Annotated in this window: 19 protein-coding genes and 4 tRNA genes; 7 read left to right on the top strand and 16 right to left on the bottom strand. The window is 63.6% G+C overall.

Going from position 1 to position 20,640, the window contains the following annotated elements:
* Nucleotides 1-67 precede the first annotated feature (67 nt).
* The 11 genes from ruvB to ATJ78_RS11130 form a co-directional block, all read right to left on the bottom strand.
* A complete protein-coding gene (gene ruvB, locus ATJ78_RS11180) occupies nucleotides 68-1,093 on the bottom strand; it encodes a Holliday junction branch migration DNA helicase RuvB (protein WP_098407663.1) in 1,026 nt (341 codons plus the stop codon).
* Complete coding sequence (gene ruvA, locus ATJ78_RS11175; RefSeq protein WP_098407662.1) at nucleotides 1,090-1,710, bottom strand: Holliday junction branch migration protein RuvA; 621 nt, start codon at nucleotides 1,708-1,710, stop codon at nucleotides 1,090-1,092. Before ruvA ends, ruvB begins: the two co-directional genes overlap by 4 nt.
* Nucleotides 1,711-1,745: 35 nt before the next feature.
* Nucleotides 1,746-2,324, bottom strand: coding sequence for a crossover junction endodeoxyribonuclease RuvC (ruvC, locus tag ATJ78_RS11170; protein ID WP_098407661.1), 579 nt, complete (start codon nucleotides 2,322-2,324; stop codon nucleotides 1,746-1,748).
* A 3-nt stretch (nucleotides 2,325-2,327) separates the two neighbouring features.
* Nucleotides 2,328-3,089: a YebC/PmpR family DNA-binding transcriptional regulator gene (locus ATJ78_RS11165; RefSeq protein WP_098407660.1), complete on the bottom strand. Its 762-nt coding sequence runs from the start codon at nucleotides 3,087-3,089 to the stop codon at nucleotides 2,328-2,330.
* Nucleotides 3,090-3,158: 69 nt separating this feature from the next.
* Nucleotides 3,159-3,758 (bottom strand): pyridoxal 5'-phosphate synthase glutaminase subunit PdxT, encoded by a 600-nt coding sequence (gene pdxT, locus ATJ78_RS11160; RefSeq protein ID WP_245836291.1) that lies wholly within the window; start codon nucleotides 3,756-3,758, stop codon nucleotides 3,159-3,161.
* A complete protein-coding gene (gene pdxS / locus ATJ78_RS11155) occupies nucleotides 3,748-4,650 on the bottom strand; it encodes a pyridoxal 5'-phosphate synthase lyase subunit PdxS (protein ID WP_211288460.1) in 903 nt (300 codons plus the stop codon). The genes pdxT and pdxS overlap by 11 nt, the downstream gene beginning before the upstream one ends.
* The gene (locus tag ATJ78_RS11150) at nucleotides 4,643-5,224 is read right to left on the bottom strand and encodes an HIT family protein (protein ID WP_098407657.1); all 582 of its coding nucleotides are present in this window, start codon (nucleotides 5,222-5,224) and stop codon (nucleotides 4,643-4,645) included. Before ATJ78_RS11150 ends, pdxS begins: the two co-directional genes overlap by 8 nt.
* Nucleotides 5,221-7,143 carry a threonine--tRNA ligase gene (gene thrS / locus ATJ78_RS11145; RefSeq protein ID WP_245836401.1) on the bottom strand — a complete coding sequence of 641 codons (1,923 nt, stop codon included), beginning with the start codon at nucleotides 7,141-7,143 and terminating at the stop codon, nucleotides 5,221-5,223. The genes ATJ78_RS11150 and thrS overlap by 4 nt, the downstream gene beginning before the upstream one ends.
* Nucleotides 7,144-7,308: 165 nt before the next feature.
* Nucleotides 7,309-7,380 (bottom strand) — tRNA-Val (locus ATJ78_RS11140).
* A 26-nt stretch (nucleotides 7,381-7,406) separates the two neighbouring features.
* Nucleotides 7,407-7,477 (bottom strand) — tRNA-Cys (locus ATJ78_RS11135).
* Between the two features lie 57 nt (nucleotides 7,478-7,534).
* Nucleotides 7,535-7,606 (bottom strand) — tRNA-Gly (locus ATJ78_RS11130).
* A 175-nt stretch (nucleotides 7,607-7,781) separates the two neighbouring features.
* Here ATJ78_RS11130 and ATJ78_RS11125 point away from each other — a divergent pair.
* Nucleotides 7,782-7,855, top strand: a tRNA-Val gene (locus ATJ78_RS11125).
* 71 nt (nucleotides 7,856-7,926) lie between these two features.
* On the opposite strand, the gene ATJ78_RS11120 is transcribed toward ATJ78_RS11125, so the two are convergent.
* The 3 genes from ATJ78_RS11120 to zapE form a co-directional block, all read right to left on the bottom strand.
* Nucleotides 7,927-8,223 (bottom strand): hypothetical protein, encoded by a 297-nt coding sequence (locus tag ATJ78_RS11120; RefSeq protein ID WP_098407655.1) that lies wholly within the window; start codon nucleotides 8,221-8,223, stop codon nucleotides 7,927-7,929.
* Between the two features lie 63 nt (nucleotides 8,224-8,286).
* Nucleotides 8,287-9,528, bottom strand: a complete 1,242-nt coding sequence (locus ATJ78_RS11115; protein ID WP_098407654.1) for an ammonium transporter — start codon at nucleotides 9,526-9,528, stop codon at nucleotides 8,287-8,289.
* Nucleotides 9,529-9,660: 132 nt separating this feature from the next.
* On the bottom strand, nucleotides 9,661-10,701 hold the full coding sequence (gene zapE / locus ATJ78_RS11110) for a cell division protein ZapE (RefSeq protein ID WP_098407653.1): 1,041 nt from the start codon (nucleotides 10,699-10,701) through the stop codon (nucleotides 9,661-9,663).
* Nucleotides 10,702-10,860: 159 nt separating this feature from the next.
* On the opposite strand from zapE, the gene ATJ78_RS11105 reads away from it, so the two are divergent.
* Both ATJ78_RS11105 and ATJ78_RS11100 read left to right on the top strand, forming a co-directional pair.
* Nucleotides 10,861-11,772 (top strand): sulfurtransferase, encoded by a 912-nt coding sequence (locus tag ATJ78_RS11105; RefSeq protein WP_098407652.1) that lies wholly within the window; start codon nucleotides 10,861-10,863, stop codon nucleotides 11,770-11,772.
* Between the two features lie 16 nt (nucleotides 11,773-11,788).
* Nucleotides 11,789-12,232, top strand: a complete 444-nt coding sequence (locus tag ATJ78_RS11100; RefSeq protein WP_098409337.1) for a SufE family protein — start codon at nucleotides 11,789-11,791, stop codon at nucleotides 12,230-12,232.
* A gap of 1 nt (nucleotide 12,233) precedes the next feature.
* On the opposite strand, the gene ATJ78_RS11095 is transcribed toward ATJ78_RS11100, so the two are convergent.
* Nucleotides 12,234-13,406 carry an alpha/beta hydrolase family protein gene (locus ATJ78_RS11095; protein WP_098407651.1) on the bottom strand — a complete coding sequence of 391 codons (1,173 nt, stop codon included), beginning with the start codon at nucleotides 13,404-13,406 and terminating at the stop codon, nucleotides 12,234-12,236.
* A 25-nt stretch (nucleotides 13,407-13,431) separates the two neighbouring features.
* Here ATJ78_RS11095 and ATJ78_RS11090 point away from each other — a divergent pair, with 25 nt between their 5' ends.
* The 4 genes from ATJ78_RS11090 (at nucleotide 13,432) to ATJ78_RS11075 (ending at nucleotide 18,630) form a co-directional block, all read left to right on the top strand.
* Complete coding sequence (locus ATJ78_RS11090; RefSeq protein ID WP_098407650.1) at nucleotides 13,432-14,028, top strand: DUF3000 domain-containing protein; 597 nt, start codon at nucleotides 13,432-13,434, stop codon at nucleotides 14,026-14,028.
* Nucleotides 14,021-15,220: an HRDC domain-containing protein gene (locus ATJ78_RS11085; protein ID WP_098407649.1), complete on the top strand. Its 1,200-nt coding sequence runs from the start codon at nucleotides 14,021-14,023 to the stop codon at nucleotides 15,218-15,220. Before ATJ78_RS11090 ends, ATJ78_RS11085 begins: the two co-directional genes overlap by 8 nt.
* 69 nt (nucleotides 15,221-15,289) lie before the next feature.
* A complete protein-coding gene (locus ATJ78_RS11080) occupies nucleotides 15,290-16,489 on the top strand; it encodes a thiolase family protein (RefSeq protein ID WP_098407648.1) in 1,200 nt (399 codons plus the stop codon).
* A gap of 44 nt (nucleotides 16,490-16,533) precedes the next feature.
* Nucleotides 16,534-18,630 carry a 3-hydroxyacyl-CoA dehydrogenase NAD-binding domain-containing protein gene (locus ATJ78_RS11075; protein ID WP_098409336.1) on the top strand — a complete coding sequence of 699 codons (2,097 nt, stop codon included), beginning with the start codon at nucleotides 16,534-16,536 and terminating at the stop codon, nucleotides 18,628-18,630.
* A 54-nt stretch (nucleotides 18,631-18,684) separates the two neighbouring features.
* On the opposite strand, the gene dxs is transcribed toward ATJ78_RS11075, so the two are convergent.
* Nucleotides 18,685-20,631, bottom strand: a complete 1,947-nt coding sequence (gene dxs / locus ATJ78_RS11070; protein WP_098407647.1) for a 1-deoxy-D-xylulose-5-phosphate synthase — start codon at nucleotides 20,629-20,631, stop codon at nucleotides 18,685-18,687.
* Between the last annotated feature and the right edge of the window lie 9 nt (nucleotides 20,632-20,640).

Here is a 20,640-nt window from a genome sequence, read left to right as displayed (position 1 = left end):
ATATAAATACACGGCTTTCCGCGGCGCAATACCGCTGGTTGGGGGACGGCCGGTGGGCCAGAGTCGATTATAGGGTATCGAGTGGGAGCGACTCCTGGGCGGAGGCAATGCCGAAGTGACGGTAGGCCAGCTGCGTCGCCATGCGGCCTCGCGGAGTTCGCGTCAGCAGGCCGATTCGCACGAGGAACGGTTCCACGACGCTCTCGATGGTCTCACCCTCCTCTCCCACGGAGACGGCGAGGGTGCTCAAGCCGACGGGGCCTCCTCCGAACCGGGTGAGAATCGTATTCATGACGGCGCGATCGAGACGGTCGAGACCCAGCTCATCGACGTCGTAGAGCCGAAGAGCCTCGCGAACAGCCGTGACGTCGCCGGCCGTGCCGTGAACGAGCGAATAGTCGCGAACGCGTCGAAGCAGTCTATTTGCGATGCGCGGAGTCCCCCGGCACCGCCCTGCGATCTCCGCGATGCCCTCACCGTCGAGAGAGAAGTCGAGCATGGGCGCTGCCCTCTCGATCACTTTCGCAAGGTCATCGTCGTCATAGAACTCGAGGTGGGCCGTGAAGCCGAAACGATCGCGAAGTGGGTTCGGCAGGAGTCCCGAGCGCGTTGTCGCGCCCACGAGCGTGAATGGTGCGAGGTCGAGCGGGACGGACGTTGCACCCGCTCCTTTGCCGACCATGATGTCGATGCGAAAATCCTCCATCGCCAGGTACAGCATCTCCTCGGCGGACCGTGCCATGCGATGGATCTCGTCGATGAACAGGACTTCGCCTGGCACGAGACTCGAGAGTACGGCGGCAAGGTCTCCGGCGTGCTGAATGGCCGGGCCGCTCGACATGCGCAGCGGCTGGCCCGATTCGTGGGCGACGATCATGGCGAGTGTCGTCTTGCCGAGTCCGGGAGGTCCCGCGAGCAGAATGTGATCCGGCGTGCGGTTCTGCATGCTGGCGGCCTTCAGGAGAAGCTCCAGCTGACCGCGAACTTTGGGCTGCCCGACAAACTCGGAGAGGCTTGACGGGCGAAGCGCACCCTCGAACGCCAGTTCTGCCTCGGAGAGCACGTTGGACGAGGTCAAATCGTTTTCGCTCACGCACGCCCTCCTTTCGACGTGGCGGGGCCGAGCTGCGCGAGGGCGAGGCGCAGCAGAGTCTGCACGGGCGCGGTCGCGAGGTCGGGCTGCGCCGTGAGCACAGCGGTCAGGGCGCTCTCGGCATCGCGTTCGGCCCAGCCAAGCCCTGTGAGAGCGACGATCACGTCTTCGCCGCTCCCGCTGCGCGGCGAAGCGCTCGCATCGTCTGCGTACGCGAGGCTCGTCACCTTGCCTGCGAGCGAGAGGATGATGAGCTTTGCCGTCTTGGGGCCGATTCCACTGACCGCGCGGAACGCTTTATCGTCCTCATTCTCGACGGCCGCAGCAACTTGACCCGGACCGAGTGTCGAGAGAACCCCAAGTGCGGATTTGGGACCGACACCGTTGACGCTGAGGAGCAGTTCGAAGATCTCGAGCTGCTCACTGGTTTCGAACCCGAAGAGGCTCAGCGCGTCTTCGCGGACGATCAGGCTCGTGTGAACGAACGCCGGTTCTCCGACACGGAGCGCAAGCTCGTGCTCTGGCGTGACCTGGACGGCGAGACCGACTCCGCCCACTTCGATGACCACGTTGCCGTCATGCGTCGAGAGCACAGTCCCGCGTACCGAAGAAATCACGTTCTCAGCCTACGTGGTGCCTCTGACGAACCGCTTCAGGCTCGCGGCGCGCTCCGCTTACGCGATGCTCGTTCTGCGTCCTGCCACGCGCGCTGCGCCGGGGTTTCGGCCGCGGTTCCCGCGGGAGTGACACGGCTTCCGATGCGCCAGGCATGGCACAGCGCGAGTGCGAGCGCGTCGGCGGCATCTGCGGGAGTCGGAGGCGACTCGAGCCGCAGAACCCGGGCGACCATCGTCGCCACCTGCTTTTTGTCAGCTGAGCCGTATCCCGTGATCGCAGCCTTGACCTCAGACGGCGTGTGATGTCCCACGCGAAGCCCGCGCCTCGCGGCAGCGGCAAGCGCTATTCCGCTGACTTGAGCCGTTCCCATAACCGTGCGCAGGTTGTGCTGGGCAAAGACGCGCTCGACAGCGACGGCATGAGGCGCGTGCGTATCGAGAACGTCTTCGATGCCGCGGGATATCGTCAGAAGCCGTGCTTCGATCTCGGCATTGGCCTCACTCCGAAGCACCCCGAAGTGGACGAGCTGGGCCTCGCGGTTCGAGGCGACGTCGATCACTCCGATGCCGCAGCGCGTGAGCCCTGGGTCGATGCCGAGAACTCGAAGGGACACGTGTCAGTCTTCGTCGTCTTCGAGCTGGGCGCGAACGTCCGCGCTGAGGTCGAAGTTGCTGTAGATATTCTGCACGTCATCGGAATCGTCGAGCGCGTCGATGAGCTTGAAAACCTTGCGCGCTGTGTCCGCATCGATCTCGACCTTGAGACTGGGCACGAACGCGACATCAGCCGAGTTGTAGTCGATTCCCGCCGCTTGAAGGGCAGAACGCGCGGGCACGAGATCGGTAGCTTCTGTGATGATCTCGAAGGTGTCCCCCTCTTCTTGAACCTCTTCAGCTCCGGCCTCTAGTACTGCAGCGAGGATGTCGTCCTCGGTCGTCTCCTCCTGTGGAACGACGATGACACCCTTCCGAGCGAAGTTGTAGGCAACGCTTCCGGGGTCGGCCATCGTGCCGCCGTTACGCGTCATCAGCGTGCGCACGTCGGCGGCCGCTCGGTTCTTATTGTCGGTGAGGCACTCGACGAGGAGGGCGACGCCGTTGGGGCCATAGCCCTCATACATGATCGTCGTGTAATCGATCGTCTCGCCGGTGAGACCAGCACCTCGCTTGACCGCGCGATCAATGTTGTCGTTCGGAACCGACGTCTTCTTCGCCTTCTGGATGGCATCCTGGAGGGTCGGGTTTCCGGCGAGGTCTGCTCCACCGATTTTGGCGGCAACCTCGATGTTCTTGATGAGCTTCGCGAACGACTTGGCGCGCCTCTGGTCGATGATCGCCTTCTTGTGCTTTGTCGTCGCCCACTTAGAGTGCCCTGACATGTGCTCCCTTACTGCGTCTTATTAGCGTGCTGTCATTCTACGGCAGGCTGAGTTCCGCGGCGTGGCGCCTCACGCCGCACGGGCATGAACACGCTCGACGAAACGTGCATGAAAGCGCAGCTCTCCGGAGACTTCCGGGTGGAACGATGTGCCGATCACGTTGCCATCCTCGACGGCGACGACCCTGCCGTCACCGAGGCGGCCCAGAACCCGAACGGCCGGCCCGACGTCCGTGACGAGTGGTGCCCTGATGAATACTGCGTGCACGGGCGGAGCTCCGAGAAGGGCAACGTCCACATCGGTTTCGAACGAGTCCGTCTGCGAGCCGAACGCGTTCCGCTGCACCGTCACGTCCAGTCCCCCGAAAGTCTGTTGCCCGGCGATGCCGTCCGTCAGTCGTCGAGCGAGCATGATGAGTCCTGCGCACGTTCCGAAGACCGGCAGCCCGTCGCCGATTGCCGTCGACAACGGCTCGGCGATTCCGAAGAGGCGACTCAGCTTGTCGATGACGCTCGACTCGCCACCCGGGAGAACGAGGCCGTCGACGTGAGCAAGCTCTTCTGCAGTCCGCACGGAGGCGACGTCAACGTCGAAATGGCTCAGCGCTGTCCGGTGCTCTCTGACGTCGCCCTGCAGGGCGAGTACGCCGATCCGGGGTCTACCAGCCACGCTCAGACAAGCGGTGCGGTGCAGGAAGATCGCCGACGTTGATTCCGACCATCGCCTCGCCAAGGCCGCGAGAGACGTCGGCAACGACCGAGGGGTCGTCATGGAAGGTGGTCGCCTTCACGATGGCGGCGGCACGCTGCTCTGGATTGCCTGACTTGAAGATGCCCGATCCCACGAAGACGCCGTCGGCGCCGAGCTGCATCATCATGGCAGCATCCGCAGGCGTAGCCACTCCCCCGGCTGTGAACAGCACGACGGGAAGCTTTCCTGTGCGTGCGATCTCCTCGACGAGTGCGAAAGGCGCCTGAAGCTCCTTCGCGGCTACGTAGAGCTCGTCTGTCGACAGTGCGGTGAGGCCGCGGATCTCTGAGGTGATCTTGCGGATGTGCTTGGTGGCCTCGGACACGTCGCCCGTGCCAGCCTCGCCCTTTGAGCGGATCATTGCGGCGCCCTCGTTGATGCGCCTGAGTGCCTCTCCGAGGTTTGTCGCACCGCAGACGAAGGGAACCGTGAACTGCCACTTGTCGATGTGATTGACGTAGTCGGCCGGGCTGAGCACCTCGGACTCGTCGATGTAGTCGACGTCAAGGGCCTCGAGGACCCGCGCCTCCACGAAGTGCCCAATGCGAGCCTTGGCCATGACGGGAATCGACACCTCTGCGACGATCGCATCAATGAGATCGGGGTCGCTCATTCGCGCGACGCCGCCCTGAGCGCGGATGTCGGCGGGAACGCGTTCGAGCGCCATCACGGCGACGGCTCCGGCGTCTTCGGCGATTCGCGCCTGCTCGGGCGTGACGACGTCCATGATGACGCCGCCTTTCAGCATCTCCGCGAGTCCGCGCTTGACGCGGCCGGTGCCGAATTCGTTCTGCGAGTTGCTCTCAGTCATGATGCTCATTTTCTGTGTGTTCGGGCTTCGGCCAAGCTTCGGCGAGGGTCTCACGAACCTCTCCGAGCAGCTGAGGAAGCGCTTTGGTCTTGGCAATGATGGGAAGGAAGTTGGCGTCTTGCGCCCACCTCGGCACAATGTGCTGGTGCAGGTGCGCCGAGATTCCGGCTCCGGCAACGGCGCCCTGGTTCATCCCGAGGTTGAAACCGTGGTTGCCTGAGACGGAGCGCACCACGCGCATCGCGATCTGGGTCAGCTCTCCGATCTCAGCAACTTCCTCTGGCGTGGCCAAATCATACGTCGAAATATGACGGTACGGACACACGAGAAGGTGACCCGAGTTGTACGGGAAGAGATTGCAGATGACGAAGGCGTGCCGACCGCGAGCGACGATGAGAGAGTCTTCATCCGCCATGCTCGGAGCCCTGCAGAAGGGGCAGTCCTCAGTTTCGGGCTCACCCTGCTGGATGTAGACCATCCTGTGCGGCGTCCACAGCCGCTGGAATTCGTCGGGCACGCCCGCCAGGTGGAAGTCCTGGGGGGTCTCGGCCTTGGGTTCCTGCTCGTGCGTCATTGTGCCCACGCTGTTACGACATGCTCGTGGGTTTCAATGCTCGCGACGATTCGAGACACCGCTTCATCGACCGGAACGCCGTTGAGCTGCGTGCCGTCGCGGAACCGGAAGCTCACGCTGCCCTGCGAGCGGTCTTCTTCGCCGGCGATGAGCAGAAAAGGAACCTTCGACTTGGTGTGCGTGCGAATCTTCTTCTGCATGCGGTCGTCCGAATGGTCGACTTCGACACGGACGCCGCGTTCATGGAGGCGCGATGCGACGTCATCAAGGTACGGCCCGAACTCGTCGGCGACGGGAATGCCGACGACCTGAACCGGCGAAAGCCATACCGGGAATGCGCCCGCATAATGTTCCAGCAGAATCGCGAAGAAGCGCTCGATCGACCCCAGCAGGGCTCTGTGAATCATCGTCGGCTGCTTGCGGCTGCCATCTGCAGCCGTGTACTCCAGCTCGAAGAGCTCCGGCTGGTTGAAGTCGAGCTGCACGGTCGAGAGCTGCCACGTGCGTCCGATGGCGTCGCGAGCCTGAACCGAGATCTTCGGACCGTAGAAGGCGGCGCCGCCCGGATCATCGACCAGCTCGAGCCCGGACTCGAGCGCGACCTGCCTGAGGGTCTCCGTCGCCGCTTCCCATGCCTCATCAGAGCCGACGGACTTCTCTGGGTCTCTCGTTGACAGCTCCAGATAGAAGTCGTCGAGTCCGTAGCCGCGCAGCGTCTCGAGAACGAACTCAAGCTGCCGTGCGACCTCCGGGCGGATCTGCTCCTCGGTCACGTAGATGTGCGCGTCGTCTTGAGTCAGGCCGCGAACCCGCGTCAACCCGGCGAGGGTACCGCTCTTCTCGTATCGATAGACCGTCCCGAACTCCGCGAGTCGTAGTGGAAGCTCTCGGTAGCTGCGTCCCCTCGCTCGATAGATCAAGTTGTGCATGGGGCAGTTCATGGGTTTGAGGTAATAGTCCTGACCCTGCTTGACGACGGCGCCGTCTTCGCCGATGACCTCGTCGAGGTGCATGGGCGGGAACATGCCGTCTTTGTACCAGTTCAGATGCTGGCTGATCTCGTACAGATGCCCCTTGGTGATGTGCGGTGTGTTGACGAGCTCGTAGTCGTTGGCGACGAGTCGCTCGCGCATGTAGTTTTCGATCTCCGCGCGAATGATTCCGCCCTTGGGGTGGAACACCGCGAGGCCTGATCCGATCTCATCGGGAAAGCTGAACAGGTCGAGTTCTGCCCCCAGACGACGGTGGTCGCGTTTCGCCGCTTCTTCGAGCCGCGTCTTGTAGGCCCGCAGCTCGTCCTTCGTTGGCCACGCGGTGCCGTAGATGCGTTGCAGCTGAGGATTCTTCTCAGACCCGCGCCAGTATGCGGCGGCGACGCGCATGAGTGAGAAGCCGTTGCCGATGAGCCGGGTTGACGGGAGGTGCGGTCCGCGGCACAGGTCTTTCCACAGCGTCTCGCCGGTCTTCGGGTCGACGTTGTCGTAGATCGTGAGCTCCGAACCGCCCACCTCGACGTTCTCATTCTCTTCGCTGTCGCCCGAGTTGCCTTTGAGGCCGATGAGCTCGAGCTTGTACGGCTCCGATGCGAGCTCTGCGCGTGCTTCGTCTTCGGTCACGACGCGACGGACGAAGCGCTGTCCCTGCTTCACGATGCGTTCCATGCTCTTCTGCAGCGCCTTGAGATCGTCAGGCGTGAAGGGCTCCACGACGTCGAAGTCGTAGTAAAAGCCATCGGTGATGGGCGGCCCGATTCCGAGCTTCGCCTCGGGGTTGATCTGCTGTACGGCCTGCGCGAGCACGTGCGCGGCCGAATGCCTCAGGATGTTCAGACCGTCGGCGGACGTGATATCGACCGCTTCCACCTCGTCTGCCGCCGTTACCGTCGTCGCGAGATCTTTGAGCTCGCCGTTGACGCGCATGGCGACAACGGAGCGGTCAGAAAACAGATCGAATCCGTCTGGCACCGGTCTTCACTCCTTGGCTGGCTGGCATGTGACCTAGTCAACTTTAGTCGCCTTGCGCTGTGCCCTGGACCGCGCTCGAGAAACACAAAACCCCTCGGCCGAAGCCGAAGGGTTTTTCTGTGCGCGATACTGGGATCGAACCAGTGACCTCTTCCGTGTCAGGGAAGCGCGCTACCGCTGCGCCAATCGCGCCCGTTTGGGCTATTTCATTTGAGGCGAGGTGGCGACGGGATTCGAACCCGTGTGGACGGCTTTGCAGGCCGCTGCCTCGCCTCTCGGCCACGCCACCGCGTGTGGGTGATGCCCACAGGCCGTAACCAGCCTTGAGACTGATCCTCAGCACTCGAGCGGATGACGAGATTCGAACTCGCGACCCTCACCTTGGCAAGGTGATGCGCTACCACTGCGCCACATCCGCGTTGCTCGCATTTCTGCGTGCTCAAAAACTGTAACCGAAAAGTCCGCGAATGTTCAAACCGGCGCATCTCGCGCGTGTCGTTTATGGCTTCGGATGCTGTCGCTAATGCCGATTGTGCGCGGACAAACTTTCTCGGTTAGTATCGAGTGTCGCACCGGCCAGAGGCCGCCGATGCGGGCGATTGGCGCAGTTGGTTAGCGCGCTTCCTTCACACGGAAGAGGTCATCAGTTCGAATCTGGTATCGCCCACGTTCCGCCCCGGCACCTCAGAGTGTCGGGGTTTTTTCATGTTCGGGCTTCGTCGCGCTGCGGAGCCCGGCTCACTCCTCGACGATCAGGATGCCCGTGCTGACGCAGCCATCCGGAACCTGTGCGCGCAGTGCCTCGAGTGCGCTGGGGTAATCGGGTCCAGACGCCTCAATCGGCGTGATCGTCGTCGACCGGATAATGCCCGTCACGCGAGCACCTTCCTCGGTCTTGCCGATATCGAGCTGGATGATCTCGAACCCGTCGGGAACCGCCTTTTCGATCATTTCGCGTGCGGCAGTGACATCTTCAGCATCCTGAGTGATCTGGTCGGTCTCTGTCGTGCGATAGCTGCTGGAAAGTCGGGTCATACTCTCAGCGTAGCGAGAGGTTTGCCCGTCCCCGCACGCACACAGGGACGGGCAAACGAGACGTCAGACCGTTTCCCGCACGGCCATGTCGTAGGCACTTTCTCCGTGCACCGAGTTGTCGATTCCCGCGACCTCAGCATCGGGTGCGAGACGGAAGCCGATTGTCTTCTCGATGATTGTTGCAACGAGCCAGGCGACACCGAAGCTGTATGCGAGCACGGCACCGGCGGCGAGCATCTGCAGCGTGAGCTGTTGAAGCCCTCCCCCGAGAAACAGTCCCGTGCCTGTGGCGAAGAACCCGAGGTATACGGTGCCGATGAGGCCGCCGACCAGATGAATGCCGACGACGTCGAGAGCGTCGTCATAGCCGAGCCGGAACTTGAGCTCGACGGCAAGAGCGCAGACGGCTCCCGTGATGATCCCGAGAAGCAGCGACCAGCCTGGCGTGAGGTTCGCGCACGCAGGCGTGATGGCGACGAGACCTGATACGGCGCCCGAAGCAGCCCCGACGGACGTCGGCTTGCCGTCTTTCACCCGCTCGACGATGAGCCAGCCGATGATTGCGGCCGCTGTTGCGCCAAGCGTGTTGATGGTGATGAGCCCTACGTTCGCGAGGTCGTTTGTCCACTCGGCACCGGCGTTGAAGCCGAACCAGCCGAACCAGAGCAGCGCGGCACCGAGCAGCACGAGGGGGACATTGTGAGGCTTGTCGGCGACGGTGCCGAACGTCGTGCGCTTTCCGAGCACGAGCACAAGCGCAAGCGCGGCAGCGCCGGCGTTGATGTGCACTGCTGTTCCGCCCGCGTAGTCGATCACGGCTGTGGTGCTGTCTTCGCCGAAGAGCACGGTGCCGAGATGCAGGATCCAGCCGCCGCCCCACACCCACGCGGCCACCGGAAAATACACGACCGTCGCCCACACGCCGGCGAACAGCATCCATGAGCCGAATCGTGCGCGGTCGGCGATCGCGCCGGAGATCAGGGCGACGGTGATAATGGCGAACGTCGCGCCGAAGGCTGATCCCAGCAGGTCGGTGTTCGCCGTCTCCCCTGCGGCGAGGTTTGTGAGACCGAGGTCGGTGAGAGGGTTCCCCGAGAAGTCCCAGAGGCCCGTGACCGAGCTCATGCTGGCGCCATAGAGCACCCACAGCACGCTGATCAGAGCGAGAGCCCCGAAGCTCATCATCATCATGCTCACGACGCTCTTCGCTTTGACGAGCCCTCCGTAGAAGAACGCGACGCCCGGCGTCATGAGGAGCACAAGCGCTGTGGCCACGACGGCCCAGGCAATGCTTCCGGTATCCATGTTCCCTGCCTCTCGATAGTGCTGCCGGCGACGGACGTCGCCGTGCACTCAGCATCTGGCGGGAATGTTTCGACGACTGACACCGTGCGTTTCGGCCCGGTTACAGAACCGTTCGCGTGTGAACGGGGCGTTTCAGGACTGCGTCGTCAGAGAGATCATGCGAGACATGGCGCGCAGATACTTCTTGCGAAAACCGCCGGAGAGCATCTCTTCTGAGAAGACCGTGTCGAGGGGGATGCCGCTCGCGATGATCGGGAGCTGTGCGTCGTACACGCGGTCGATGAATGCCACGAGGCGCAGAGCTGCGGCCTGCGAGTCCAGCTGCGTCACGTCGCGGAGGGCGATCTCGTCGACGTTGTCGAGCAGTCGGATGAACCGAGAAGGGTGCACGACGGCTAAATGCTCGATCAAGGCTGAGAAGTCGTCGTCGGTCATGCTGGAACCAGATGCTGTCGCCTGCTCGAGCGCCGTGTCGATCTCGGCGTCGGTCGCTGTTGCGCAGTGGCCTTCGATGGCGCGCCTGCGGTAATCGACGCCGTCGATACGGAGCGTCTCGAACGTGCTCGCGAGCGAATGGATCTCGCGAAGAAAATCCTGCGCGGCGAATCGTCCCTCGCCAAGGGCGTTCGGCGGCGTGTTCGACGTCGCCGCAAGCCGGGTGCCCTGTGCGGCCAGCTCGGTCAGCAGTCGCGTCATCATCATGGTGTCGCCCGGGTCATCGAGTTCGAACTCGTCGATGCAGATGAGCGTCGATCCTGAGAGCAGCTTCACGGTGCCCGAGTAGCCGAGGGCACCAACGAGCGCCGTGTACTCGATGAACGTCCCGAAGTACTTCCTCGTTCCGGGTTCGGCGTGCCACAGCGCCGCGAGCAGGTGCGTCTTACCGACGCCGAAGCCGCCGTCCAGGTAAACGCCGGGCTTCACAGCATCCTGTTTTGGCTTGCGAGAGAACAGTTTCGGCTTCTTCGGGACCGCCCCTGCAGAGAACGTGCGCAGGTAGTCGACGGCGGCAGCTTGCGAGGGATAGTCATCGTCGGGCCGATAGGAGTCAAAGCTCGCCGTGGCGAACTGAGGCGGCGGCACGAGGTTCGCCGCGAGGTCCTCCCCCGACATCTCGGGACGGCGGTCGACGAGGTGTTTGACGGTCCCGGTCTGTGACGGGGGAATATTCATCGGGTGGCGGGCCTTCACGTGAATGCGGGCTGTCGGCTTGTGTCAGACTCTTACGCTGGCGCACGACAACACTCAGCCCGCGAGCGTATCGTCGGGCATGACAGCATCCAGCTTAACGCCGTGAACCGGCGTGCCCGCCATGAGTACAGAGGAGGAACGATGACCGTTGAGGCCGATGCAGGAACCGAGAAGTTCGCGAGTTACGCCGACCCGAGCCGTCTCGTCAGCACGGACTGGCTTCAGGAGCACCTCGATTCCCCAGGTCTGGTCGTCGTCGAATCCGACGAAGATGTTCTGCTGTACGAGTCCGGGCATATTCCCGGAGCTGTGAAGATCGACTGGCACACCGAGCTCAATGACCCGGTGACCCGCGACTACGTCGACGGCGAGGGATTTTCCGCGCTGCTGAGCCGCAAGGGAATCGCGCGCGACGACACCGTGGTGATCTACGGCGACAAGAGCAACTGGTGGGCCGCATATGCGCTCTGGGTCTTCAGCCTCTTCGGTCACGCCGACGTGCGTCTTCTCGACGGCGGGCGAGACAAATGGATCGCCGAAGGGCGAGCGCTCACAACGGATGCTGCACAGCGATCAGCCACGGAGTACCCCGTCGTTGCCCGCGATGATTCGACCTTGCGCGCCTATCGCGACGACGTGCTTGCGCACTTCGGAAAGCCGCTCGTCGACGTCAGGTCCCCCGAGGAGTACCGCGGCGATCGTACGACGGCGCCCGCATATCCAGAAGAGGGTGCCCTGCGGGCGGGGCACATTCCGAGCGCAGCGAACGTGCCGTGGGGCAAGGCCGTCGCAGAGGACGGGACGTTCCTGCCTGTGAGCGAGCTCGACGCGGTGTACCGGCAAACGGCAGGGCTTGGCACAAGCGACGATGTGATCGCCTACTGCCGCATCGGAGAGCGCTCGAGCCACACGTGGTTCGTGCTTCGTCACCTGCTCGGCCTTCAGAACGTGCGCAACTACGATGGCTCGTGGACGGAATGGGGCAGCTCTGTCGGCGTTCCTATTGTGATCGGCGATGAGCCGGGCGCCGCTCCACAGCCGCGGCGCGCGTGAAGAAGGGACCAAGGGCATGTCCGATGCACCGGTGACGGGAGCGCTCGCGGAGATCCGCGACGAGTTTCTTGACCTTGAGGAGCAGGACAGGCTTCTGCTGCTGCTCGATTTCGCGAACGAGCTGCCCGAGCTTCCCGATCGATACGCTGACCATCCCGACTTGCTCGAGCGAGTCGTCGAGTGCCAGTCGCCCGTGTTCCTGACGGTCGAGGTCGCCGACGACGAGGTATCGGTCATCGCATCGGCACCGCGCGAAGCACCGACGACGCGCGGTTTCGCAAGCATCCTCGCCCAGGGACTCGAGGGGCTCAGCATGCACGACGTGCTCGCTGTGCCCGACGACTTCCCGCAGATGCTCGGTCTCGGCCGAGCGGTTTCGCCGCTTCGATTGAGCGGAATGAGTGGGATGCTCGCGCGCATCAAGCGCCAGGTGCGCGAAAAGAGCGCCGACGCCCGCTGACTCAGCTGAGCGACGCGAGCCAGCGCGTGATCGTACGGTTCCAGCGCGAGCTGTCGTAGTTCCAGAGCTTCGTGTGCCTCGCGACCGCGAAGGTGTCGAGGGTCACGAGGTCTGGGCGCGCCTCGGCGAGGGCGTGCGAGGCATCCGACGGCACGAATCCGTCGTCGTCGCTGTGCAGAATAAGCACCGGATGCCGCAGGTCGACCGCGTGCGCGACACGATCGAGCCGGTCGAAATCGATCGGAATTCGCTGCCCCGTGACCAGGCGGCTCAGTCGACTGCCGACGAGCCACATGGCCGCGTCGCGAACGAGAGATGGGATGCGGGAGGCTCGGGCCTGATACCGCAGCACCGTGCGCCAATCCACGACGGGCGACTCGAGAATGAGGCCGGCGATGTCAGACGTGCGTTCCGATCGTGCCGCCGTCTGAAGGCACACGGCGCCGCCCATCGACCAGCCCATGAGAACGAAGCGCGTGTGACCGGCGCGCGCGGCTTCGCGCATGGCCGCATCCACGTCTTTCCACTCGGTCTGCCCCAGCATGTAGCGACCGTCGCGTGAGGCCGCGGCGTCGCCGTCGTTGCGGTACGAGATGGCGAGACAGTCGTATCCTTGCGCACGAATGACCGGCACGGCGCGCAGCACCTCGTTGCGCTGCACTCCTCGGCCATGCACGAGCACTGCGCACCCTCGCGCGAGCGGGGCGTCGCTCGGAAAGTACCAGGCGGGTGCTGCCCCGTTCTCTGTGGGGACGTCCCAGTCCTGCACGGGCAGACCGAGAGCCGCGACATCCCGGTAGTACCAGCCGCTGAACGACGCTCCTCCGTGGCGGACAGGATCGGGCAGGTCGGAGAGCACGCGACGGGTCACCGTGCGCGGTGTCTCAGCCACGATCTCGCCAAGACGCACGTAGTCGCTCAGCCGATTGACCCAGAGGCCGTAGCGCCCGGGAAGCCGGGTGTCTGGAGTCGATGAGAGCGTGATCGTCTGCTCAGAAGCGTCGACGTGCACGACTTTGGTGTTGTTCGCCCGCGACACGTCGGGAATCACCACACGTCGGGCGACCTCTGCCGTCACGCCGGCGAAGCCGCCGAAAGCGGCAACGGCGAGGGCGGAGGCACTCAGCGGCCACAGTCGTCGGGAGCGCCGGTCGGCGTGGCACGGTCGTTTCATCGCAGAATAACTCTAGTCTCTGGGTGTGGCTGACCGATCGGAAATCGAAGACGTGCCCCAGGAATTCACCGAGGCCGCGGCAGCCGTGCGCGCTGCTGCACTTCGCGAAGAGCTTGTCGTCTCTGAGATTCCAGCGCCGGCTCAGCTTGCCCCGCACGCGCTTGCGCTGTCGGCGGATGTTCGGCCGAGCGCTCACGGAACGGATTCCGAACTCGGCACTGGTCGCTTCATCATCCTGTACGATCCAAGTGAGCCGTCGTCGTGGCACGGACGCTTTCGCGTTGTTTGCTTTGCGCAAGCGCCGCTTGAGACAGAGATCGGGCTCGACCCGTTTCTCACTGATGTCGCCTGGTCCTGGCTCGTCGATGCACTCGACGCTCGCGACGCCAAGTACACCGCCGCGTCAGGGACCGCCACCAGAATCCTCTCGACGGGGTTTGGTGAGCTAGCCGACCAGGGAGACGGAGCTCAGATTGAATTGAGGGCATCGTGGACACCTCTCGAGTCGAGTGTGTCCGCCCACGTGGAGGGGTGGGCCGAGCTGCTGTGCATGCTCGCCGGCCTTCCGCCCACGACCGAAGGAGTGACATTGCTTTCCGCCCGCAGGACGGCTCGTGACTGATCGTCACGTCATCGACACAGCATCCGAATACGCCAGTTCCCTGCGCTCGATTGCCGCAGGGTCAGGACCTGTCGCGATCGATACGGAACGCGCCTCCGGCTACCGCTACTCTCAGAAGGCCTACCTCATTCAGGTGTTCCGGCGGGGCTCCGGCGTCTTCCTCTTCGATGCGCCAGCGATCGGCCGATTCGACGATCTCAACGAGGCCATCGGCGACGACGAATGGGTCCTGCACGCGGCAAGCCAGGATCTGCCCAGCCTGCGCGACGTCGGCATCGATCCGCACACGCTTTTCGACACGGAGCTGGCCGCGCGATTGCTCGGCATGTCAAAAGTCGGGCTCGGGGCCGTCGTCGAGGACACGCTCGGCGTTCACCTCGCAAAGGAGCACTCAGCTGCCGATTGGTCGACGCGCCCCCTGCCGCAACCATGGCTTGAGTACGCTGCACTCGACGTCGAGCTGCTCGTCGACGTGCGCGACGAGCTTGAGCAGCGCCTCGTCGATCAGCGCAAGACGCGCATCGCGCGGGAAGAGTTCGACGCCGAGCTTCATGCGGAGCCGAAGCCGCCCCGCCCCGATCCGTGGCGCAAACTCAGCGGCATCCACTCGGTTCGCGGTTCACGGCATCTGGCCGTTGCACGCGAGCTCTGGCACGCGCGTGACGAGCTCGCGCGCGAGACTGACACCGCACCGGGCAGACTCGTTCCCGACCGCTCCCTCGTCACGGTCGTCAAATCGATGCCTAAGACCAAGGAAGCACTCGCCGGTCTGCGTGAGTTCACCGGACGGGCCAGCAGAACTGAGCTCGACAGATGGTGGTCGGCCGTCGAACGCGGACTCACGACCGACGACATTCCGGAGGTGCGACGAGGCAACGGCGATCACGTACCACCGCCGCGCGCGTGGGCAGATCGCGACCCGGAAGCCGACGCGCGCCTCAAACGCGCCAAGCCAGCGATCGCGAAGATCGCGGACGCACTTGGCATGCCGGTGGAGAACGTGCTGAAACCCTCGCTCTTGCGGGAGGTGGCCTGGCACCCGCCAGCATCGGTGAACGCCGAGGCAATCGCCGCAAGGCTCCGTGCGTCCGGAGCACGTGCGTGGCAATGTGAAGCGACCGCACAATCAATCGCCCAAGCGTTTGTGGATGCTGCCCAAATCGGCGCGCCCGAGCCGGAATCTGCATCGTAGAAACAAGCAAAGGATTCCATCACGCCAACTCCGCCTCGTAGGGTCGAGAAGAACCCCTAAGGAGGCAGAGTGACGAGCAACGCTGACGTCTATTTCGTTGACGGCGTCCGAACCCCGTTCGGTCGCGCGGGCGAGAAGGGCATGTACTGGCAGACGCGCGCCGACGACCTCGTCGTCAAGGCGATGACCGGGCTCCTCGAGCGAAATCCCGATGTGCCGAAGGACCGCATCGATGACGTGGCGATCGCCGCGACGACGCAGCAGGGAGACCAAGGTCTGACACTGGGTCGCACGACCGCGCTGCTGGCGGGCCTGCCGCAGTCGGTTCCGGGCTTTGCCATCGACCGCATGTGCGCCGGTGCGATGACTGCCGTGACCACCGTCGGCGGGGGCATCGCGTTCGGAGCATACGATGTCGCCCTCGCGGGCGGTGTCGAACACATGGGTCGCCACCCGTTGGGAATCGGCGCAGACCCGAACCCGCGATTCCTCGCCGAGAAGCTCGTCAGCGCCGACGCCCTCGACATGGGCAAGACCGCCGAGCGCATTCACGACCGGTTTCCGCATCTGACGAAGGAACGCGCTGACCGCTTCGGCATGCTGAGTCAGCACAAGGTCGCTGCCGCTTACGAGAACGGAAAGCTGCAGCCTGACCTGATTCCCGTCGCGACGCGCAGCGAGTCGGGCTGGGGCCTTGCGACGCAAGACGAGGGAATGCGCCCGGAGACGACGATGGAAGGGCTCGCCGGGCTGCGGACACCGTTCCGCCCGCACGGCCGCGTAACGGCTGGCACGTCGTCTCCCCTGACCGACGGTGCAACCGTGAGCCTTCTCGCCGGCGCGGACGCCGTGAAGGAGTTCGGCCTGACCCCCAAGATGCGCATGGTGAGTTTCGGATTTGCCGGTGTCGATCCGGAGATCATGGGACTTGGACCCGTGCCGTCGACGGAAAAGGCGCTGCGCAAGGCCGGACTCAGCATCGACGACATCGGACTTTTCGAGCTGAACGAGGCCTTTGCCATTCAGGTGCTGTCGTTCCTCGACCACTTCGGCATTGCTGACGACGATCCGCGGGTGAACCCGTGGGGCGGTGCGATCGCCGTCGGACACCCCCTGGCAGCATCTGGTGTTCGCCTCATGATCCAACTGGCGGCGCAGTTCGCCGAGCATCCCGAGGTGCGCTACGGCGTCACCGCCATGTGTGTCGGCCTTGGTCAAGGCGGAACAGTGATCTGGGAGAACCCCTCGTGGAACGGACGTCGCAAGTGACTCAGACGAACTACTCGAACATCGACTTCAATCCGCTTGTCGAGATGTCGCGCGATGAGGTCGTGACCCACAACTACGTGCGTGACGTCACGATGCCGTCGGGCAAGACACTCGCCCTTGTGACCCTCGACAACGGAAAAGACCACACGCGTCCCAACACGTTCGGTCCCATCGGACTGCTGGAACTCGACGCGACGATCGAATCCCTGCGAACGCGTGCACGCTCGGGAGAGATCGCGGGAGTGGCCATTACGGGCAAGCCGTTCATCCTCGCGGCCGGCGCCGATCTCTCGAAGGTCAACGACATTCCGTCGCGCGAGATCGCTGCACTTCTGCCCAAGCTGGGCCACCACGTCTTCGGCAAGCTCGAGGACCTCGGTGCCCCGACGTTCGTGTTCATCAACGGGCTCGCCCTCGGCGGCGGCCTCGAGATCGGGCTCAATGCGAACTATCGAACGATCGACGCGTCTGCTCAGGGCATCGCCCTTCCCGAGGTCTTCCTCGGGCTCATCCCCGGCTGGGGAGGATCGTATTTGCTGCCGAACCTCATCGGCATCGAGAACGCCCTCACCGTGATGATCGAGAACCCCCTCAAGATGAACCGGATGCTGAAGGCACCCCAGGCCTTCGAACTGGGCATTGCCGACGCCATGTTCAGAGCCTCGACCTTTCTCGAGGACTCCATTCGGTGGGCCTCCGACGTGATCGACGGTTCGATCAAGCCGAAGCGCAAGAATGTGCCGGGAAAGATCGAACGCACAGTGAAGTGGGATGCCGCGATCGGCATTGCTCGCAAGATGCTCGAGTCGAAGATCGGCACGGTGCCCGAATCTCCGTACAAGGCTCTTGAGCTGCTGAAAGCGGCCAAATCGGGCTCGAAAGCGGATTGCTTTGCTCTCGAAGACGCGGCACTTGCCGACCTCATCGCGGGTGAGCAGTTCCGTGCCTCCGTGTACGCGTTCAACCTCGTGCAGAAGCGTGCGAAGCACCCTGCCGGCGCGCCGGACAAGGACCTCGCTCAGCGTGTGACGAAGGTCGGCATCATTGGTGCCGGCCTCATGGCCACGCAGTTCGCTGTGCTGTTCGTGCGTCGGCTCCGGGTTCCTGTCGTCATCACAGACCTGGACCAGACACGCGTCGATCAGGGCGTCGAGAGCATTCGCGCAGAGATCGACAAACTCGCCGACAAAGGACGGATTTCGTCTGACGAGCAGAATCGCCTCAAGGCTCTCGTGCACGGCACGACCGACAAGGCGGACTTCGCCGACTGCGACTGGGTCATCGAGGCCGTGTTCGAGGAGCTCGGAGTCAAACAAGACGTCTTTGCCGATGTCGAGAAGCACGTCGCGCCCGAAGCCGTCCTCGCGACCAACACCTCGTCACTCTCCGTCGATCAGATCGGCGCGAAGCTCGAGCACCCGGAGCGGCTTGTCGGCTTTCACTTCTTCAATCCCGTTGCCGTCATGCCGCTCATCGAAGTCGTGCGCACCCCGAAAACCACCGATGTGGCTCTGGCGACGGCGATGGCGACGGCGAAGAACCTGCGAAAGAACGCTGTCATCACGCGCGACACCCCCGGTTTCGTCGTGAATCGCGTTCTGGCGAAGCTTCTCGGTGAGGCGATGTACGCCGTCGACAACGGGACGAGCTTCTCCGACGTCGACGAGGCCCTTTCCTCTCTTGGCCTGCCGATGGCACCGTCAGAGCTTCTCGACCTCGTTGGGCTCCGGGTCGGAGCCCACGTTCTCGACACACACCACCGCGCGTTTCCCGATCGCTTCTACGACTCAGAGAACCTGCACAAGCTCGCCGATTACGGCGCCCTGTTCGAGAAGGACTCAAAGGGCAAGATCAAGGGCTTCGACAAGAAGGCACTCAAGATCGTCTCGGGAGGCAAATCACCGCTTGCGAAGAGCGAGATCCTCCGCCGCGTGCAAGACGGCTTGGCAGATGAGATCCATCGGATGCTGCAGGACGACGTGGTGCATGCACCGGAAGACATCGATCTCTGTCTCATTCTCGGTGCGGGCTACCCGTTCCAGATGGGCGGCGTCACGCCATACCTCGATCGTGTCGGTGCGAGCGAGCGGGTGTTCTCTGACACTTTCCATCACCCGCCTATGACGGCACTGAGCGCCTGAGGAAGCACACGAGAAGCGGGCCGGATCCTCGGGACGGTCCGCTTCTCCCGTGCCTCAGCCCCGATTCTCCGTCGTCTTCTCGGGCGACAGCGATGCCTCGGAGACGGGGCGTGCGACCGGAATACGGCTGCCCAGCACCTGAGCGACGACGTCTCTCGCGATCTGGCGCGCTGTCAGGCCAGCATCTTCGAGTATCTGCTCACGCGACGCGTGGGGTATGAATTCGTCGGGAACGCCGAGTTCATCGACGGCGGTGTCAACCCCGGCACCTCGCAGCACCTGTCGAATGCGCGTTCCGATCCCGCCGACCCTGATTCCATCTTCGATCGTGATCACGAGACGATGGTCTCTGGCGAGGTCCACGATGCTGTCAGCGACGGGAACGACCCACCGCGGGTCAATGACCGTCGCCCCAATTCCCTGTGCCTCGAGCCGCGACGCAACATCGAGCGCGGTCGCCGCCATGGATCCGACGGCGACGATCAGAACGTCGTTCTCGCTGCTCGATCGCAGGACATCGACACCGTCTGCACGCCGTTGCTCTGCCGGGAGCTCTTCTGTCGTCGGCCCCTTCGGAAAACGAATCACCGTCGGAGCATCGTCGATGCTCAGGGCCTCTCCGAGTTCTTCGCGCAGTCTCTCGGCGTCCCGTGGTGCAGCAATGCGAATGTGCGGGACGGCCTGCAGGATCGACAGATCCCAGATGCCGTGATGCGACGGACCGTCAGGACCTGTGACTCCGGAACGGTCTAAGACGAACGTCACGCCGCACCTGTGCAGCGCGACGTCCATGAGCACCTGGTCGAACGCCCTGTTGACGAACGTCGCATAGAGGGCCACGACGGGGTGGAGCCCTCCGTAGGCGAGACCGGCGGCGCTTGTCACAGCGTGCTGCTCGGCAATTCCGACGTCGTGAACGCGATGCGGAAACTTCTCCGCGAACCGATGAAGTCCTGTCGGCCGCAGCATTGCCGCCGTGATAGCTACGATCTTCTCGTTCTGAGAGCCGTGCGTCACAAGACTCTCGGCAAAGACGCTCGTCCAGGTTTCACCGGCATCCGCTGCCGTCGGCCGGCCCGTCACTGGATCGATCTTGCCGACGGCGTGAAACTGGTCGGCTTCATCGTGCCGCGCTGGGGCGTAGCCGCGGCCCTTCTCGGTGATGGCGTGCACAATGACCGGCGCCGCGTAGTCGCGTGCCTGCTCGAAGGCTTCGCGCATGGCATCGATGTCGTGACCGTCGATCGGTCCGATGTATTTGATGTCGAGGTTCGAATACAGCGCTGCGTTGTTCGTGAATCGGCTCAGAAAGCCGTGGATGCCTCCTCGAACGCCGCGATACACGGCGCGCCCTGGTCTTCCCATTCGGTTGAAGGCCGCCTCACTCGAGCGGTAGAGCGACCGGTAGGTGCGTCCGGTGCGGATGCTGTTGAGGTAACGTGCCATTCCGCCGATCGTTGGAGCATACGAACGGCCGTTGTCATTCACGACGATCACGAGTCGACGCGTGTTGTCGTCGGAGATGTTGTTGAGGGCCTCCCACGTCATACCGCCCGTGAGTGCGCCATCGCCGACAACGGCGACAACGCATCTGTCGTGCTGGCCCGTGAGCTCGAAGGCGCGCGAGATCCCATCGGCCCAGCTGAGCGAGCTCGACGCGTGCGAGCTCTCGACGATGTCGTGCTCGGACTCGGAGCGTTGCGGGTAGCCCGCGAGTCCACCACGCTGCCTCAGACGCCTGAAATCGTGACGGCCTGTGAGCAGCTTGTGCACATACGACTGATGTCCCGTGTCGAAAATCACGGCGTCGCGCGGCGAATCGAATGTGCGATGCAGAGCCAGTGTGAGCTCGACGACACCGAGATTCGGACCCAGGTGGCCCCCGGTCTGCGAAACCTCTGCGATGAGAAACTGGCGGATCTCCTCCGCGAGCTGCTCCAGTTGCGCGTGTGACAGGGCATCGAGGTCCCGCGGTCCCGCTATGGACTCAAGTAGCGTCATGCAGCAGCT

Origin of the sequence: Paramicrobacterium agarici (assembly GCF_002563955.1) — a bacterium.
Lineage (GTDB): Bacteria > Actinomycetota > Actinomycetes > Actinomycetales > Microbacteriaceae > Paramicrobacterium > Paramicrobacterium agarici.
The sequence above is the reverse complement of the archived record's forward strand: the minus strand, read 5'-3'. Positions and strand labels throughout refer to the sequence as shown.

Excerpts from the sequence above, each read along its gene's own strand:
- ATJ78_RS11150 (WP_098407657.1), bottom strand. The coding sequence starts at position 5,224 with ATGACGCACGAGCAGGAACCCAAGGCCGAGACCCCCCAGGACTTCCAC.
- zapE (WP_098407653.1), bottom strand. The coding sequence starts at position 10,701 with ATGAATATTCCCCCGTCACAGACCGGGACCGTCAAACACCTCGTCGAC.
- ATJ78_RS11100 (WP_098409337.1), top strand. The coding sequence starts at position 11,789 with ATGTCCGATGCACCGGTGACGGGAGCGCTCGCGGAGATCCGCGACGAG.
- ATJ78_RS11105 (WP_098407652.1), top strand. The coding sequence starts at position 10,861 with ATGACCGTTGAGGCCGATGCAGGAACCGAGAAGTTCGCGAGTTACGCC.
- pdxS (WP_211288460.1), bottom strand. The coding sequence starts at position 4,650 with ATGACTGAGAGCAACTCGCAGAACGAATTCGGCACCGGCCGCGTCAAG.
- ATJ78_RS11115 (WP_098407654.1), bottom strand. The coding sequence starts at position 9,528 with ATGGATACCGGAAGCATTGCCTGGGCCGTCGTGGCCACAGCGCTTGTG.
- ATJ78_RS11120 (WP_098407655.1), bottom strand. The coding sequence starts at position 8,223 with ATGACCCGACTTTCCAGCAGCTATCGCACGACAGAGACCGACCAGATC.
- ATJ78_RS11165 (WP_098407660.1), bottom strand. The coding sequence starts at position 3,089 with ATGTCAGGGCACTCTAAGTGGGCGACGACAAAGCACAAGAAGGCGATC.
- ATJ78_RS11075 (WP_098409336.1), top strand. The coding sequence starts at position 16,534 with ATGTCGCGCGATGAGGTCGTGACCCACAACTACGTGCGTGACGTCACG.
- thrS (WP_245836401.1), bottom strand. The coding sequence starts at position 7,143 with ATGCGCGTCAACGGCGAGCTCAAAGATCTCGCGACGACGGTAACGGCG.
- dxs (WP_098407647.1), bottom strand. The coding sequence starts at position 20,631 with ATGACGCTACTTGAGTCCATAGCGGGACCGCGGGACCTCGATGCCCTG.
- ATJ78_RS11095 (WP_098407651.1), bottom strand. The coding sequence starts at position 13,406 with ATGAAACGACCGTGCCACGCCGACCGGCGCTCCCGACGACTGTGGCCG.